Origin of the sequence: Actinoplanes sp. NPDC051343, assembly GCF_044455125.1 — a bacterium.
GTDB lineage: Bacteria > Actinomycetota > Actinomycetes > Mycobacteriales > Micromonosporaceae > Actinoplanes.
In genome coordinates, this window is record NZ_JBITEL010000008.1 from 78,873 (window position 1) to 94,406 (window position 15,534).

The window sequence follows — 15,534 nt, forward strand, 5'->3', positions numbered from 1 at the left end:
TTCAGTACGGTGGGCCGCATGGAGATGCTCGGCGGGATCGTGATGGGTGAGTCGGTCCGGTGGCGGGACGGGGTGCTGTGGTTCTCGGACTGGGGCGCCGGCGAAGTGGTGCGGGTCGTCGACGGGGTGGCCGAGGTCGTCCGGCGGGTCGAGGGGCTGCCGTTCTGCCTGGAGTGGACGCCCGCGGGCGAACTGCTGGTCGTCGAGGGACGGCAGGCGGTCGTCACCCGGGACGGAAAGCGGTGGGCCGACCTGAGCGGAGTCGACGGGGCGCATCCGTGGAACGACGTCGCGGCCGACTCCCGGGGCAACGTTTTCGTCAACAACATCGGCTATGACTTTCCGGGCGGCCGGGAGCAGCCCGGGATCATCGCGGTGGTGGGGCCGGACGGGGTGGTCCGGACAGTGGCGGCCGGGCTGCGGTTCCCGAACGGGATGGCGGTCACGGCCGACGACTCGACGCTGATCGTGGCCGAGTCGCACGCCGGGCGGCTCACGGCGTACGACATCGAAGCGGACGGGTCGCTGAGCCGGCGGCGGGTCTGGGCCGCCGTCGAAGGGTCGGCGCCGGACGGCATCTGCCTCGACCCGAGCGGCGCAGTTTGGTACGCGGATGTGCCCAACCGGCAGTGCGTGCTCGTGCGCGAGGGCGGCGACGTGGTACAACGCGTCGGCTTCACCGACGGGGCGTTCGACTGCGCGCTCGGCGACGACGGGACGCTCTACACGGTGACCGCCGACTACACCGACCCGCAGATGTTGGCCAAGCGGACCGGCAAGCTGCACGCCACCAAGGTCAGCCCAGCGTGACCAGCAGCGCCGCCCACGCCTCCTCGGCCGCGCCGGCGATCGGGCCGTCGTCACCGAGCGCACTCGCGACGATCGGCGGCGGGTCGTCGCGACGGTACGCCATCAGGCCGCCCAGGTAGGCCTCCCGTAACTCGTCGGGGGCGGCGGTGAGCAGGTCGACGCCGAGGCCGCCGAGCGTCACCAGGTCGGCGTCGATGCCGTTGACCAGGCCCGCGATGCCGCGGCCGAGGTTGCGGGCGACGGCCGCGACCGCCGCCCGCTCGTGATCAGCGGACGATGCGATCACCCGGCGGGCGAAGGTGACCTGGTCGCGCGGGGTCGGGCGACCCAGAAGCCGGGCCAGGGCGGAACCGTCCACCGCCGTACCCCAGCAGCCGTGAGCGCCGCACGGGCAGGCGACCCCAGGGTCGCCGAACGGCATGTGCCCGAACTCGCCGGCCGCACCCGTGGCGCCGATCAGCACGTTGCCGTGGTCGACGACCGCCCCGCCGAGACCGGCCTCGATGCGCAGGTGCAGGGCGACTGCGGCGCCGGTCGCGGCGCCCCGGCGGGACTCGGCCGAGGCGGCCAGCGTGGCGTCGTTGCCGGCCACGAACACCTCCGGCCCGGGCCAGAGCGTGCGCAGGTCGACGTCGCGCCATTCGAGGTTGGCGGCATCGAGCCGGCGGTCGGGCGAGACCGTGCCGGGTGCCGAGAGGCCGAGAGCTCGTGGGCGTCCCGCGTACCGGTCCCGGAAGTGGCCGATCGCGGCCGTGAGCGGCGCGGCGACCTCGGCCCACGCCGCGCCGTCGTGTTCCTCGGCCGCCGTGACGAGGACGTTTCCGCCCAGCTCGACCACCTGCACCCGCCACGCTTCCTGGGTGATCTCGGCGGCCAGCACGAGCGGCCCGCCGGGGTGCGGGACGAGGACCGTGGTCGGCCGGCCGCGGGCACCGCTGCGGGCCGCCGGTACCTCGGCCAGCAACTCGGTCTGCACCAGCCGGGCGACGATTTCGGTCGCCGCGCCGGTGCCGACGCCGAGCAGACGTGCCGCATCGGCCCTGGTCACGCCGGGGTGGGCGTGCGCGACGCGAAGCAGTTCGGTGGAGCGCGTCGTCACAGCTTCCACGTTCCCTTCTTTTTGCTCTGGTTCAGAGCTTATTCTGCGAGCATGCACCTGAACCGGCCGGCTCTGACCGTGCTCGGCATCTCCGCCTTCTTCTACGTCACCGCCGAGACACTTCCAGTCGGCCTGCTCCCGCAGATCGCCCATGGTCTCAAAGTCGACGAAGCTTCGGTCGGGCTACTGCTCACCAGCTACGCCGTCGTGGCCGGCCTCAGCACCATCCCGCTCACCGCGCTGACCATGCGCGTGCCCCGGCACCTGCTGATCGCCGCCACCGTAGCGATCTTCGCGGTCTCGCAGGGCATCGCCACCTTCGCGCCGACCTTCCTCACCCTCGTGCTCGCCCGGCTCGTCGCCGCGCTCGCCCACGGCGTCTTCTGGTCGGTCCTCGCGCCGGTCGCCGCGCGGCTGGCGCCGCCCGGCCGGTCCGGCAAGGCGACGGCGCTGGTCTTCGTCGGCAACTCACTGGCCATCGTGCTCGGGGTCCCCCTGGGTACGGCGTTGGGCCAGTGGCTGGGATGGCGCGTCGCGATCGGGGCGATGGCGATCGGCGGCGTGGTGAGCGTGCTCGCCCTGCTCCGCGTGCTGCCCGCCCTGCCCGCGCTGCCGCACGACCTGGCCGCACGGCCCGCCGAGTCGCTGCGGGCCGCGGTGCGGGTCTTCGGCAACCGCAAGGTCGCGTTGCTGTGCGCCATCACCACGGTGATGGTGATCGGCCAGTTCGCCGCGTACACCTACCTGGCGCCGCTCGCGCTGCGGGACGGCGGCCTGCAAGGGCTCTCGCTGAGTGCGTTGCTGCTCGGCTTCGGGGCGGCCGGGCTGATCAGCAACTTCCTGATCGGACGGCACATCGACCGGCGGCCGGGAGTGCTCCTGAGCGGGGTGCTGGCGACGATGGTGGTGTCGGTCGCGCTGCTGACGCCCCGGCTCGGCGCGGTGCCGACCTGGATCTGCACGCTGCTGTGGGGCGGGGCGTTCACGGCGATCCCGGCCTGCCTGCAGGCGACGGTGCTCCGGGTGGCGCCGCGAGCCCGGGATGCGGCGTCGGCCCTGTACGTGGTCGCGTTCCAGGTCGGGATCGGCAGCGGGGCGTTCGTCGGGGAGCGTTTCGTGCGCGCCGGGTGGCTCGGGTGGCTGCCGGTGCTGACCGCGTCGCTGGCTCTGATCGCCTGCGTGTCGGTGGTGTTCGCGCGGCAGGTCTTCCCGGCCCGCCTGACCGAGGAGGACCACCACCGCGCGGAGGCCGAACTGGCCGGGCTTTCCCGCTAGCGAGCGGTGAACGTCCGGTCTCAGGCGTTCTGGTCCAGGGCGGCCTCGGCGGCCGCCACGAACTGGTCGTTCTCGGCCGGGGTGCCGATGGTGACGCGGACGCCATCGGGGTGGAAGGCCCGGACGATGACGCCCCGGTTCTCGCAGGCGGTGCCGAACGCGGCCGCCCGGTCGCCGAGGGGCAGCCAGACGAAGTTGGCCTGCGAGTCGGGTACGTCGACGCCCAGCTTGCGCAGCGCCTCGGTCACCCGGTCGCGCTCGGCCACGACCAGGGCGCAGCGGCGCTTGACCTCGTCTTCCTGCTGCAGCGCGGCCAGCGCCGCCGCCTGGGCGACCAGGCTGGTCGAGAACGGGGTCAGGACCTTGCGAATCGCGGCCGCGACCCCGGACTGGGCGACCAGATAGCCCATGCGCAGCCCGGCCAGGCCCCAGGCCTTGCTCATCGTGCGCAGAACGACCACGTTGGGCCGGTCGGCGTACGTCTGGATCGCGTCCGGCACGTCCGGGTCGGTGACCATCTCGCGGTAGGCCTCGTCGAGGACGACCAGCACGTCGGACGGTACGCGCGAGAGGAAGCGGTCGATCTTGGTCTTGCGCAGGGCGGTGCCGGTGGGGTTGTTGGGATTGCAGACGATCACCAGGCGGGTCTGGTCGGTGATCGCGTCGGCCATGGCGGACAGGTTGTGGCCGTGGTCAGCGGTGTTGGGGATGCGGACGCTGGTGGCGCCCACGCCGGCGGCGACGATCGGGTAGGCCTCGAAGGAGCGCCAGGCGTAGACGATCTCGTCGCCGGGGAGGCAGGTGGCCTTGACGAGGGTCTCGGCCAGTGCCACCGAACCGCAGCCGGTGACGATGCGGTCGGCGGCCACGCCCAGACGGCCGGCCAAGGCGTCGCGCAGCTCGACCACGCCCATGTCGGGGTAGCGGTGGGAGCCCAGCATGACCTCGGTGACCGCTTCGACGACGCCCGGGAGCGGGCCGTACGGGACCTCGTTGCTGGCCAGCTTGATCGCCTCGGCGATGCCCAGTTCGCGGGTCAGGTCAGCGAGGCTGCGGCCGGGCACGTAGCTGGGCAGACCTTCGAGGTCGGCGCGGGTCAGGCGGGTCATGAGCGTCCCTCCGGAGACGACGGCGATGAGGGGGAGGACGAGGAGCCGGCACCGGCCGGCACCTCGACCGGCGGGGCGCCGGCCGGCGGCAGTTCGACGACGACCGTGCCGGCGACCTTGTCGTGGAAGGCCTGCCGCAGCAGCGGGTCGAACGTCGGCGACAGCGCGTCGATGAACTGGACGAGCAGACCGAGGCCGAGACAGCTCCAGGCCAGCGTCCAGATGCCCAGCCGCATCCAGCGCCGGAACGCCCGGGCGAAACCGAGCGGCGCGGTGCTCTCGACCGGCAGGACCTTGATGCGCATGATGCGTTTGCCCAGGGTCTGGCCGCGGCCGGCCAGGGCGGGCGCTTCGTAGGCCAGCCAGAGGAGGGTGGCCACGATCAGCATGATCCAGAGCAGCGCGTCCATCCGGGGGGAGGCCTGCTGCGTGTCGAAGGCGCTGCCTCCGTTGGACATCTTGTTGACCGCGTCGTGCCAGATCGGGGCGAACTCGCGGCCCCACTGGTAGGCGAAGTAGCCGTTGACCACCACGTTGAGCAGGAGCACGGCGACGATGTCGATCAGCCGGGCGACGAGGCGCCGGCCGAGGCCGGCCAGCGCATAGCCGTGCGGGCGAGCCTGCACCGGGAACGGGAAGGCGGCCATCCGCATGCCGGGCGGGGGCTGCCAGCCGGGCGGCGGGGCCCAGCCGGGCTGGGGCGCCCAGCCCGGAGGGGGCATCTGCCCGTAGCCCGGAGGGGGCGCCTGCCCGTAACCCGGCGGTGCCCACCCCGGCGGAGGAACCTGGCCGGGCGGGATCTGGCCGGCCGGGGGGAACTGGCCGGGCGGGAATTGGCCGGGCGGGAACTGGCCGGACGGGGGGAACTGCTGCGGAGGCCAGCCCTGGACGGTCGGCGGAACCGGCTCGCCGGCGACCGGCGCGGCGGGCTCGGCGACCGGCGGCGGCTCCTCCTCGACCGGGGGCGGTCCGTCCGGCGGGACCGCGTCGGCGGGGATGGCTTTCCCCAGCCAGCCGTCACCGTCCCAGTAACGCTGGGTCGAGGTGTCGGCCGGGTCCTTGTACCAACCGGCGGGCAGCGAACTCATGCGGAAACCTTAACCACCGCGGTTTGGGCCGGACCTGCTGGAAGGGTGCCGCCGGGAAAGCCCGGCGGCAGCGCACCCCAGGAGGCTACAGGTTGCCCCGAAGCTCCTGCTCCCGCTCGATAGCTTCGAACAGCGCCTTGAAGTTGCCCTTGCCGAAGCCGAGGGACCCGTGCCGTTCGATCAGCTCGAAGAAGACCGTCGGGCGGTCCTGCACCGGCTTGGTGAAGATCTGCAGCAGGTAGCCGTCCTCGTCCCGGTCGACCAGGATCGAGCGCCTCTTGAGTTCCTCGATCGGCACGCGTACCTCGCCGATGCGGGCTCGCAGCGCAGGGTCGTCGTAGTACGAGTCCGGCGTGTCGAGGAACTCGCAGCCGGCCGCCCGCATGGCGTCGACGCTGGCCAGGATGTCGTTGGTGGCGATCGCGATGTGCTGGGCGCCCGGGCCGTCGTAGAACTCGAGGTACTCGTCGATCTGCGACTTGCGCTTGGAGACGGCCGGCTCGTTCAGCGGGAACTTGACCTTGCGGTGGCCGTCCGCGACGACCTTGCTCATCAGCGCCGAGTAGTCGGTGGCGATGTCGTCGCCGATGAACTCGGCCATGTTGGTGAATCCCATGACGCGGCTGTAGAACTCCACCCACTCGTCCATCTTGCCGAGTTCGACGTTGCCGACGACGTGGTCGACGGCCTGGAAATAGCGCTTCGGGAGGCCGGTACGGTCGATGATCGGCGCCCGTGAGACGAAGCCGGGCATGAACGGCCCGTCGTAGCGGGACCGGTCGATCAGGGAGTGGATCGTTTCGCCGTACGTCGCAATGGCCGCGATCCGCACGGTGCCGTTCGCGTCGGTCAGGTCGTGCGGCTCGGTGACGCCCCGGGCGCCGGAGGCGACCGCGTGCTTGAAGGCCGCGTCCACGTCCGGAACCTCGATGGCGATGTCGTAGATGCCGTCGCTGTGTTTCGCGACGTGGTCGGCGCCGGGCGCGCCGGCGTGCACCGCGCCGGTGATCACGAAGCGGGCGGAGCCGCTGACCAGTACATATTCGGCGTGGTCGCGGTAGCCCTGCTCGGGACCGCGGTATGCCACACACGTCATGCCGAAGGCCGTCGAGTAGTAGTGGGCCGCCTGCTTGGCGTTACCCACCAGGAACTGCAGGTAGTCGACGCCCTTGACCGGGAAGACGTCGACTGTCCCTTGGGCGTGTTCCATCGTCTGCGTCATGGACCGAGGCTCGTCGCTAACGCCGAGCTGGGCAACAGTTGACCGAAAAGATGGTCAGCCTGCACAATCCGTCCGGTAAAACTGAGGAATGACTGAGCGATCTGTTCAGCTCGACGACCTCGATGCACGGCTCCTGCAACTGTTGCAAGCGGAGCCGCGGATCGGCGTACTGGAACTGTCGCGGCGTCTCGCCGTCGCGCGCGGAACCGTTCAGGCCCGGCTCGACAAGCTGGTTGCGCGAGGCGCGATCCTCGGTTTCGGTCCCGAGGTCTCACCGGCGGTGATCGGCTTCGGCGTGATGAGCTTCGTGACGCTGGAGATCAGCCAGCGGTACGGGCACGTGAAGGTGGCCCAGCACCTGGCCGACATCCCGGAGGTGCTCGAGGCGCACACGATCACCGGCACCGGCGACGTGCTGTGCCGCATCGTGGCCCGCTCGAACGCCGACCTCCAGCGCGTGATCGACCAGATCGTGGGCTACGAGGGCATCGTGCGGGCGTCGACGATCATCGCCCTGGCCGAGCTGATTCCCTACCGGACACTGCCTCTGGTAAAAGCGGCATCCAACGCATAAGCCATCGACACGGACAATTGGAGATCCATCGCTCGGGTGATCTCGCTGGCTACCTTGCTCCACATGGCCCAGGGCAGGTGGAAGTCCTACTTGCTGGCTGTCGTGATCATTTTGATCGTTCTCGCCACCACCCACACCTGGAACCCCTGGCCCAAGTTCTGGAACTGGTTCAACACCAGCAGCCCGATCGCCGCCGGAGCGTCGCAGTGGCAGCAGCGGATCGGCGGCAGCCCGCAGAAGGTGCAGATCGCCTCCGACGCCGTCGTCGTCTCGTACCGGACCTCGGTCGAGGCCTACGGCCTCGGCGCCGGCGTGAAGCTCTGGCATTCCGACGCCGACTGGGCGTCGGTCGCCGGCCAGGGCAGCGACGCGGTGGTCGTCACCGGCCGCCTGCTGACCAAGGGCTACCAGGTGCTCGACCCCCGCAGCGGTGCGGTCAAACGAGCCGACACCTCGGCCACCGCGGTCTGGACCTACCAGGACGCCGTCCTCGACCTGACCTGCGCCAAGGGCAGCGACTGCACGCTCACCGCGTGGTCGCCCAACGGCACCCAGCCGCGCTGGCAGGTCAGCACCGGCGGGATCGGGTTCGTGCTCGACGCCGCCGACCCCGACCTGCCCGACACCAAGCAGATCACCGGCAAGGGCATCGACGACGACGTGGCCGGGCGGGGCGCGCTGCCGGGCCTGATCGGCCTGCCCGACGACGGCAAGGTCCGGGTGATCAACACCGCGACGGGCAAGGTCTCCGAGACGGTCACCCCGGGTGCCGGGCAGAAGGTGGTGGTGGTCGGGGGACGGGTGCTCACGGTCACCGGTACGGCCGGGGACGGCACCTGCTACTACGGGGTGGTCGCCACCGACCCGCCCGGCGGGCAGACGATCTGGAAACGGGACGGTCTCAACCTGCGGACCGCCGGCAACGGGTCGGCATGCAAGCAGGACCGCGACCCGGCCGGTGGCGAGGACGTGGTGCTCGGGGTCGACCCGGTCGGCCGGGAAGAGCTGATCGCGGCCCACGACGGGCGGATCCTCTGGCACGGCGACAAGGGCGAGAACGTGCTCTCGGTCAACGACGCGTACGCCCTGATCCGCAGCCCCAACCACGCCAGCGTGCGCGCGTGGTCGTTCTCGACCGGCGGAACGGCCTGGAAACGCGACGTCGGCGCCAACGTCTCGGCGGCCGTCACGCCGTACGCGTCAATCGTCGTGACCACGAAGCCGAGCCGGGTCCTCGCGCTGGACCCGCGCAGCGGATCGGTTCTGGTCGATGTGAAGACCGACGCGAAAGTGTTCACGTCCGGCACCGGCGGGCTGATCGTTGTTTCCGGACGCGACATGGCCTACCTACCTTTCCGTTAACCGAACTGGTATCCGGCCAACGCGGGAGCGGTTCGCAGTTCGCCTGGCGGCTGGCCTAGGCTTTCCGCTCATGAGCAGAGGCGCCGCATTCTCGTACTCGCCGCTGTTGCCGCTCGGCGACGACCTGACCGAGTACCGCCTGGTCACGGACGAGGGCGTGGACGTGGTCAGCGGGCCCGGCGGCCGGCAGTTCCTCACCGTCGACCCGGCCGCGATCACCCAGCTCACCGCCGAGGCGATGCACGACATCGCGCACTACCTCCGGCCGGCCCATCTGACCCAGCTGCGCTCGATCATCGACGACCCCCGGGCGTCGGCCAACGACCGGTTCGTCGCCCTCGACCTGCTGCGCAACGCCAACATCGCGGCCGGCGGAGTGCTCCCGATGTGTCAGGACACCGGCACCGCGATCGTGATGGGCAAGCGCGGCCGGCACGTGCTGACCGACGGCACCGACGAAGAGGCCATCGCGCAGGGCGTCTACCAGGCCTACACCCGGCTCAACCTGCGCTACTCGCAGCTCGCGCCGCTCACCATGTGGGACGAGCGCAACACCGGCTCCAACCTGCCGGCCCAGATCGAGCTGTACGCCGAAGACCCGGGCGGCCAGCCCGACGCCTACAAGTTCCTCTACATGGCCAAGGGCGGCGGCTCGGCCAACAAGTCGTACCTCTACCAGGAGACCAAGGCGCTGCTCAACCCGGCACGGATGATGGAGTTCCTGGACTCCAAGCTCCGCCTGATCGGCACCTCGGCCTGCCCGCCCTACCACCTGGCCGTGGTCATCGGCGGCACCAGCGCCGAATACGCGTTGAAGACCGCCAAGCTGGCCAGCGCGAAATACCTCGACAACCTGCCCCGCCACGGCACCATGTCGGCGCACGGCTTCCGCGACGTCGAGTTGGAGGCCGCGGTCCTCGAACTGACCCGCGACTTCGGCATCGGCGCCCAGTTCGGCGGCCGCTACTTCTGCCACGACGTCCGGGTGATCCGCCTGCCCCGCCACGGCGCCTCGTGTCCGGTCGCAATCGCGGTCTCCTGCTCGGCCGACCGCCAGGCCCTCGCCAAGATCACGCCGTCCGGCGTCTGGCTGGAGCGCCTCGAGACCGACCCGGCCCGCTTCCTGCCCGACGTCGAGCTCTCCTCCGGCGACGTGGTCAACGTCGACCTCAACCGTCCGATGGCCGAGATCCGCGCCGAGCTGGCCAAATACCCGGTGCAGACCCGGCTGTCGCTGACCGGCCCGCTGGTCGTGGCCCGCGACATCGCGCACGCGAAGATCGCCGAGCGGCTGGCCGCGGGCGAGCCGATGCCGGACTACCTGCGCGACCACGCGGTCTACTACGCCGGCCCGGCGAAGACCCCGGAGGGTTACGCGTCCGGCTCGTTCGGCCCCACCACGGCCGGCCGCATGGACTCCTACGTCGAGAGCTTCCAGGCCGCGGGCGGCTCGCTGGTGATGCTGGCCAAGGGCAACCGCTCGGGCCAGGTGACCAGGGCCTGCAACACGTACGGCGGCTTCTACCTCGGCTCGATCGGCGGCCCGGCGGCCCGGCTGGCCCAGGACTGCATCCGGCACGTCGAGGTCCTCGAATACCCGGAGCTGGGCATGGAAGCGGTCTGGAAGATCGAGGTCGAAGACTTCCCCGCCTTCATCGTCGTCGACGACAAGGGCAACGACTTCTTCGCCGAGGTGACCCGTCCCAAGAGCGTCATGCAGATCGGCGCCCGACCCTGAGCGCGTCGGCCTGCTCCTCGGCAGAAGGCTCGATTTGAAGTCGTACAGACGAAGCCGTTCTGGTTTGAACATCATCAACGCGCCCTGACCCCCGACTCTGAACGGGCCCGCCCGCGTTCTGGGGCGCAGGCGGGCCAGTTCATCCCCGTGAGCGGGTACGGAACGCAAGGGGCGAATCCGCGTTCCGTGCCGCCGCCCGTTTATGCTGCGCGGCGCCGCTGTCGATCGGCTCTCATCCCGCTCTCGCCGGCCGGACTAGGCTGGCGGTTCTGCCGGGTATCTCGGGGGGCGTCATGCGGTTTCGCATCCTCGGACCACTTTCCGTCATTGTGGACGAACAAAATGTGGTCATCACCGCGGCCCGCGACCGGGTCGTTCTGGCCATGCTGCTGCTCCACCCGGGTCGCGTCGTCACCGTGGACGCTCTGATCGAGGCGGTGTGGGGAGCCGAGCCGCCCGCGACCGCCCGCGGCCAATTGCAGAACTGCATTTCTCGCTTGCGCCGAATTCTGCCATTTCCGACGATCGGCAGCGATCCGGCCGGATATCAGATCACTATCGGTCCGGACGACCTGGATGCGGTCGTTTTTGCTCGACTGGTGGCGGCCGGTCGCTCCGCAGGCGACCCGGCGCTGCTGCGGGAGGGACTCGATCTTTGGCGGGGCGACGCACTCTCCGGCGTCGAGAGTGAGACCGTACGCCGGCTCGCCGCGTCCCTGGACGAGCAGCGTGGTGCGGCGCTGGAGGACTGGGCCGAGCTCGAGCTGGCGGCCGGGAACCACCGTGACCTGATCAGCCCGCTGACCGACCTGGCCAAGCGGTTCCCGTTGCGTGAGCGTCTGCGCGGGCAGCTGATGCGGGCGCTGGCCGCGGCCGGACGCACCGCGGATGCACTGGCCGAGTTCCGGCAGGCCCGCGAGCAGTTGCTCGACGAGCTGGGCATCGATCCGGGGCGGCCGCTGCAGGAGGTCTTCCGGCAGCTGCTTTCGGGCGGGACGGCGCCGGCCCCGGTGCCCGAGCGGCCGGTGGTGCGCAGCCTTCCGCGTACGGTCGCCGACTTCACCGGCCGTGCGGAGCTGATCGATCGTCTGGTGCGGCGGGCCGCCGCCGGCGGCCCGGCGGTGCTGGCGCTGGACGGCATGGCCGGCAGCGGCAAGACCACCGTGGCCCTGCACCTGGCGGCCCGCCTCGGCGACCGCTACCCGGACGCCCACCTCTACATCGACCTGCACGGGCACAGCGAGCGTGAGCCGCTCGACCCGTCGGCCGCGCTGCTCGTGCTGCTGCGCCGGCTCGGCGTCGCCGCCGACCGGGTGCCGGAGTCGCTCGACGAGCGGATCGACCTGTGGCGCGGCGAGCTGGCCGGGCGTCGCGCGCTGCTGATCCTCGACAACGCCGCCTCCAGCGTCCAGATCCTCGACCTGCTGCCCGCCTCGGCCCGGGTGCTGGTGCTGGTCACCAGCCGGCGCCGGCTCCTCGGCCTGGACGGCGTGCACCCCGAATCGCTGCCGGTGCTCGACGAGAGCGAGGCGGTCGCATTGCTGGCCCGGATCGCCGGTGACCGGGTGCTCGCCGAACCCGAGGCGGCCACCGATCTGGTCCGGCGCTGCGGCGGGCTGCCGCTGGCCATCCGGCTGGCCGGTGCCCGTCTCGCCCACCGGCCGCGCTGGCAGGTCGCCGATCTGGTCCGGCGGTTCGGCGACGCGGCGCTGCCCGAGCTGGCGGCCGAGAGCCGTACGGTGGCCGGGGCGTTCGCCCTTTCCTTCAGTCAGCTGCCGGAGCCGATGCGGAACGCGTTCCGGCTGCTCGGCGTCCATCCCGGCCGGATCTTCGACGTTCCCGCCGCGGCCGCACTGACCGGCCTTCCGACGGACGAGGCGCACGATCTGCTCGACGATCTGATCGACGTGCACCTGATCGAGGAGCCGGAGCCGGACGTGTTCCGGATGCATGACCTGTTGCACGAGTACGCCTCGGCCCTCGCCGCCGAATTGCCTCCGGACGAGCGGCAGGCGGCCCTGCACCGGTTGCTCGATCTCGAACTGGGCGCGGCGCTGCTGACTCTGGCGCCGCCCCGGCGTCGGTCGGTCCTGCGCGAGCTGGGCCTGCCGGACGTGCCCGGTGCCGGGCCGGCCGAGCAGGTGACCGACCCGTTGGGCCGGCTCGACCGCGGGCGGCTCTATCTGCGCGCATTGATCACCGCCGCGATCGCGGCCGGGCGCTCCGAATATTCCTGGCAGTTCGCGCGGGCGGCCTGGTGGCGACTGTCGACTTTGGGCTATGGCGACGAGATCCGTGACCTGTTCACGCTGGCCCGGGCCGAGGCCCGCCGGGTCGGTAACGGCGCTGCCCAGGCGACCTGCGCCAACTATCTGGCGTCGAGCTATTTCCGGCGGGCCCAGTTCGATGATGCGCTGGCCCTGTTGCAGGAGGCGATCCGCATCCGGCGGGGCCTCGGCGACCAGGTCGCCCTGTCGATCTCGCTGGGCAACCTCGGCGCGATCTACGCCTCGACCGACCGGTTCGTCGAGGCGGTGGAGATCTCCGGGGAGGCGTTGCGGCTGGCCGAGCGGGCCGGCGACGACCACGTCGTGATGATGCGCCTGGACGCGCACTCGATGGGCCTGCAGAAGATCGGTCGTTACGAGGAGGCGCTGCGCCTGCAGCGGCGCCGGCTGCAGGGCGTGCTCGAGGCTCAGGACGAGACGAACATGGTGCACTGCCTGCTAAATCTGATCATCATCCGGCGCCGGGCCGGCCGGATAGCGCCGCCGGCGTCCGAGCGGGCTCTACTGATCATCCTGCGTCGGGCGATCCGGGTCCGCTATCCGGAGGTCGCCGCCGAGGCCCGCGCGGAACTCGGCGACGTGCTGCGCCGGCAGGGCCGCTACGCCGAGGCAGCCGAGCAGCTCGAGCAGGCCCTGGAGATGTTCGACCGGTCCGACGAGCTGCGCTTCCGGGCCCGCACGCTGAACACGCTGGGCACGATCCGGTGCGCGGCCGGCGACACCACGGCCGCGGCCGAGTTGCACCGGCGGGCGGTCGAGATCGCGAAGACCGTCTCGCAGATCTCCGAGATCGGCCGGGCGCGCCTGGGTCTGGGCGACTGCGCGTCCGACCGGGCCGAGGCCCGGGCCCACTGGCAGGCCGCGGCCGACATCTTCATTCAGCTGGGAGTGCCCGAGCGGTACGAGGCCGAGGCCCGGCTTCAGGAGGCCGACTGGCAGAACGAGGAGACCGGGGTCAGCCACTGCGCCATCTGAGGCTGCAGCGTGTTGTTGAGGTCGGTCAGCGTTTTCACCCGATCGAAATACTTCCGGTCGGTCGCACTCTGCTCGAACTTGGCCGCCGAGGTCTCGCCGGCGGCCTGGAAGTCCGGGTCTCGGGCGGTGGCCGTGTCCTGCCGGACCTTGGCGCCGGCCGCCTTGAGCTTACCGGCCGCGTCGGTCTCCGCCTTCTCGGCGTCGGCGGTCTGCTTGGCCTCCCGGAGCGAGACCAGCTTGCCCATCGCGGTGCCGAAGTCGCGTAGTTCACCGCTGTAGACGGCCTGCAACTGGGCGCAGTGCTGCTGGGTGTCGACCGAGTAGTCGGGCAGCGGGGGCAGGGAAGGCTGGGGTGCGACGGAGACGGCCGGGGCCGCGGTGCTCTTCTTCGCGTTGTCGCAGGCGGCCACCGGCAGCAGGAGGCCGCCGGCGAGCACGACCAGCAGGGCGCGTCGCATGAGAGTTCCTTCGTCGTCGGGGGGACCAAACCTGCCCGACGTTACGTTCCGCGGCCGGAGTCGTCCAACCGTGCGTGATCATCGCAATACCCCTCCGCCGTCCTCGTCGCGCCGAAAAGGAGGGAGGATGGCCTAGTGACTTCTGAATTCCGGGTCGAGCGGGACACCATGGGCGAGGTCCGCGTGCCGGCCGACGCCCTCTGGCGGGCGCAGACGCAGCGAGCGGTGGAGAACTTCCCGATCTCCGGGCGCGGCCTGGAGCCCGCCCACATCCGGGCGCTGGCCCAGATCAAGGGCGCGGCAGCGCAGGTCAACGCGTCACTCGGCGTGCTCGACAAGGAGCTGGCGGCGGCGATCGCGACCGCGGCGGCCCACGTCGCCGACGGTGGCTACGACGACCAGTTCCCGATCGACGTCTTTCAGACCGGCTCGGGCACCTCGTCGAACATGAACGCCAACGAGGTCATCGCCACGCTGGCGTCCCGCGAGCTGGGTCAGCCGGTGCACCCGAACGACCACGTCAACGCCTCCCAGTCGAGCAACGACGTCTTTCCGTCCTCGATCCACCTCGCCGCCACCGCGGCGGTGACCGGCGACCTGATCCCCGCGCTCGAACACCTGGCCTCCGCACTGGGCACGAAAGCCTCGGCCTGGGCCGAAGTGGTCAAGAGTGGCCGGACCCACCTCATGGACGCCACCCCGGTCACCCTGGGTCAGGAGTTTTCGGGGTACGCCCAGCAGGTGGCCAACGGCATCGAGCGGCTCGAGTCGGCGCTGCCGCGGCTGGCCGAGTTGCCGCTCGGCGGCACCGCGGTCGGCACCGGCGTGAACACGCCGGCCGGGTTCGCCCCCGCGGTGATCGAGAAGCTGCGGGCGGTCACCGGCCTGCCGCTGGCCGAGGCGCGCAACCACTTCGAGGCCCAGGGCGCCCGCGACGCGCTGGTCGAGACGTCGGGTCAGCTGCGTACGATCGCCGTCGGCCTCTACAAGATCGTCAATGACATCCGCTGGATGGGCTCCGGGCCCCGCGCCGGCCTGCGCGAGCTGCGCCTGCCCGATCTGCAGCCCGGGTCGTCGATCATGCCGGGCAAGGTGAACCCGGTCGTGCCCGAAGCGGTCCGCCAGGTCGCGGCGCAGGTCATCGGCAACGACGCCACCGTGGCGTTCGCCGGCACCCAGGGCGACTTCGAGCTCAACGTGATGCTCCCGGTGATGGCCCGCAACCTGCTCGAGTCGATTCGCCTGCTGGCCAACGCGGCCCGCCTGCTGGCCGACCGCTGCATCGACGGCCTCGCACCCAACGTCGAGGTCGCGCGGGCGTACGCGGAGGGGTCGCCGTCGATCGTCACCCCGCTCAACCGCGTCCTCGGCTACGACGAGGCGGCCGCCATCGCCAAGCAGGCGCTGGCCGAGGAGCGGACCATCCGCGAGGTGGTGATCGAGCGCGGCCACGTCGCGAACGGCACGCTGACCGAGGAGCAGCTGGACGCGGCACTCGACGTGCTCCGCATGACCCGGCCCTGACCCAGGTCGGTA

At 71.1% G+C, this 15,534-nt stretch carries 12 protein-coding genes; 7 read left to right on the forward strand and 5 right to left on the reverse strand.

The genetic code is table 11. The features are described 5' to 3' along the window. Positions 1-18 precede the first annotated feature (18 nt). Positions 19-810: an SMP-30/gluconolactonase/LRE family protein gene (locus tag ACIA5C_RS25970; protein WP_396058941.1), complete on the forward strand. Its 792-nt coding sequence runs from the start codon at positions 19-21 to the stop codon at positions 808-810. Here ACIA5C_RS25970 and ACIA5C_RS25975 read toward each other — a convergent pair. After that, positions 797-1,909, reverse strand: a complete 1,113-nt coding sequence (locus tag ACIA5C_RS25975) for an ROK family transcriptional regulator (RefSeq protein WP_396058943.1) — start codon at positions 1,907-1,909, stop codon at positions 797-799. The genes ACIA5C_RS25970 and ACIA5C_RS25975 overlap by 14 nt on opposite strands. A 51-nt stretch (positions 1,910-1,960) precedes the next feature. On the opposite strand from ACIA5C_RS25975, the gene ACIA5C_RS25980 reads away from it, so the two are divergent. Then, entirely contained in the window at positions 1,961-3,184 is a 1,224-nt protein-coding gene (locus tag ACIA5C_RS25980) for an MFS transporter (RefSeq protein ID WP_396058945.1), read from the forward strand. 20 nt (positions 3,185-3,204) lie between these two features. Here ACIA5C_RS25980 and hisC read toward each other — a convergent pair whose 3' ends face one another. The 3 genes from hisC to hppD all read right to left on the reverse strand — a co-directional run bounded on the left by hisC (position 3,205) and on the right by hppD (position 6,603). Continuing rightward, entirely contained in the window at positions 3,205-4,293 is a 1,089-nt protein-coding gene (gene hisC / locus ACIA5C_RS25985; RefSeq protein ID WP_396058947.1) for a histidinol-phosphate transaminase, read from the reverse strand. Then, entirely contained in the window at positions 4,290-5,381 is a 1,092-nt protein-coding gene (locus tag ACIA5C_RS25990; protein WP_396058949.1) for an RDD family protein, read from the reverse strand. The genes hisC and ACIA5C_RS25990 overlap by 4 nt, the downstream gene beginning before the upstream one ends. A gap of 85 nt (positions 5,382-5,466) precedes the next feature. Next, complete coding sequence (hppD, locus tag ACIA5C_RS25995; protein WP_396058951.1) at positions 5,467-6,603, reverse strand: 4-hydroxyphenylpyruvate dioxygenase; 1,137 nt, start codon at positions 6,601-6,603, stop codon at positions 5,467-5,469. 88 nt (positions 6,604-6,691) lie between these two features. Here hppD and ACIA5C_RS26000 point away from each other — a divergent pair, with 88 nt between their 5' ends. The 4 genes from ACIA5C_RS26000 to ACIA5C_RS26015 all read left to right on the forward strand — a co-directional run bounded on the left by ACIA5C_RS26000 (position 6,692) and on the right by ACIA5C_RS26015 (position 13,540). After that, complete coding sequence (locus ACIA5C_RS26000; protein WP_396058953.1) at positions 6,692-7,177, forward strand: Lrp/AsnC family transcriptional regulator; 486 nt, start codon at positions 6,692-6,694, stop codon at positions 7,175-7,177. A gap of 63 nt (positions 7,178-7,240) precedes the next feature. Further along, positions 7,241-8,539 carry a hypothetical protein gene (locus ACIA5C_RS26005; RefSeq protein ID WP_396058955.1) on the forward strand — a complete coding sequence of 433 codons (1,299 nt, stop codon included), beginning with the start codon at positions 7,241-7,243 and terminating at the stop codon, positions 8,537-8,539. 70 nt (positions 8,540-8,609) lie between these two features. Beyond that, complete coding sequence (locus ACIA5C_RS26010) at positions 8,610-10,277, forward strand: fumarate hydratase (protein WP_396058957.1); 1,668 nt, start codon at positions 8,610-8,612, stop codon at positions 10,275-10,277. A gap of 293 nt (positions 10,278-10,570) precedes the next feature. Further along, positions 10,571-13,540 carry a BTAD domain-containing putative transcriptional regulator gene (locus tag ACIA5C_RS26015; RefSeq protein WP_396058959.1) on the forward strand — a complete coding sequence of 990 codons (2,970 nt, stop codon included), beginning with the start codon at positions 10,571-10,573 and terminating at the stop codon, positions 13,538-13,540. On the opposite strand, the gene ACIA5C_RS26020 is transcribed toward ACIA5C_RS26015, so the two are convergent. Then, positions 13,486-13,998, reverse strand: coding sequence for a hypothetical protein (locus ACIA5C_RS26020; RefSeq protein ID WP_396058961.1), 513 nt, complete (start codon positions 13,996-13,998; stop codon positions 13,486-13,488). The two genes, ACIA5C_RS26015 and ACIA5C_RS26020, sit on opposite strands and share 55 nt — an antisense overlap. A 135-nt stretch (positions 13,999-14,133) precedes the next feature. Between ACIA5C_RS26020 and ACIA5C_RS26025 the strand changes: the two genes are divergently transcribed. After that, positions 14,134-15,522 (forward strand): class II fumarate hydratase, encoded by a 1,389-nt coding sequence (locus tag ACIA5C_RS26025; RefSeq protein WP_396058963.1) that lies wholly within the window; start codon positions 14,134-14,136, stop codon positions 15,520-15,522. The last annotated feature ends 12 nt before the right edge of the window (positions 15,523-15,534 follow it).

Bases quoted from the DNA above. Each gene is read 5' to 3' on its own strand.
- ACIA5C_RS25970 (WP_396058941.1), top strand. From the start codon at position 19: ATGGAGATGCTCGGCGGGATCGTGATGGGTGAGTCGGTCCGGTGGCGG.
- ACIA5C_RS25980 (WP_396058945.1), top strand. From the start codon at position 1,961: ATGCACCTGAACCGGCCGGCTCTGACCGTGCTCGGCATCTCCGCCTTC.
- hisC (WP_396058947.1), bottom strand. From the start codon at position 4,293: ATGACCCGCCTGACCCGCGCCGACCTCGAAGGTCTGCCCAGCTACGTG.
- ACIA5C_RS25990 (WP_396058949.1), bottom strand. From the start codon at position 5,381: ATGAGTTCGCTGCCCGCCGGTTGGTACAAGGACCCGGCCGACACCTCG.
- hppD (WP_396058951.1), bottom strand. From the start codon at position 6,603: ATGACGCAGACGATGGAACACGCCCAAGGGACAGTCGACGTCTTCCCG.
- ACIA5C_RS26000 (WP_396058953.1), top strand. From the start codon at position 6,692: ATGACTGAGCGATCTGTTCAGCTCGACGACCTCGATGCACGGCTCCTG.
- ACIA5C_RS26005 (WP_396058955.1), top strand. From the start codon at position 7,241: ATGGCCCAGGGCAGGTGGAAGTCCTACTTGCTGGCTGTCGTGATCATT.
- ACIA5C_RS26010 (WP_396058957.1), top strand. From the start codon at position 8,610: ATGAGCAGAGGCGCCGCATTCTCGTACTCGCCGCTGTTGCCGCTCGGC.
- ACIA5C_RS26015 (WP_396058959.1), top strand. From the start codon at position 10,571: ATGCGGTTTCGCATCCTCGGACCACTTTCCGTCATTGTGGACGAACAA.
- ACIA5C_RS26020 (WP_396058961.1), bottom strand. From the start codon at position 13,998: ATGCGACGCGCCCTGCTGGTCGTGCTCGCCGGCGGCCTCCTGCTGCCG.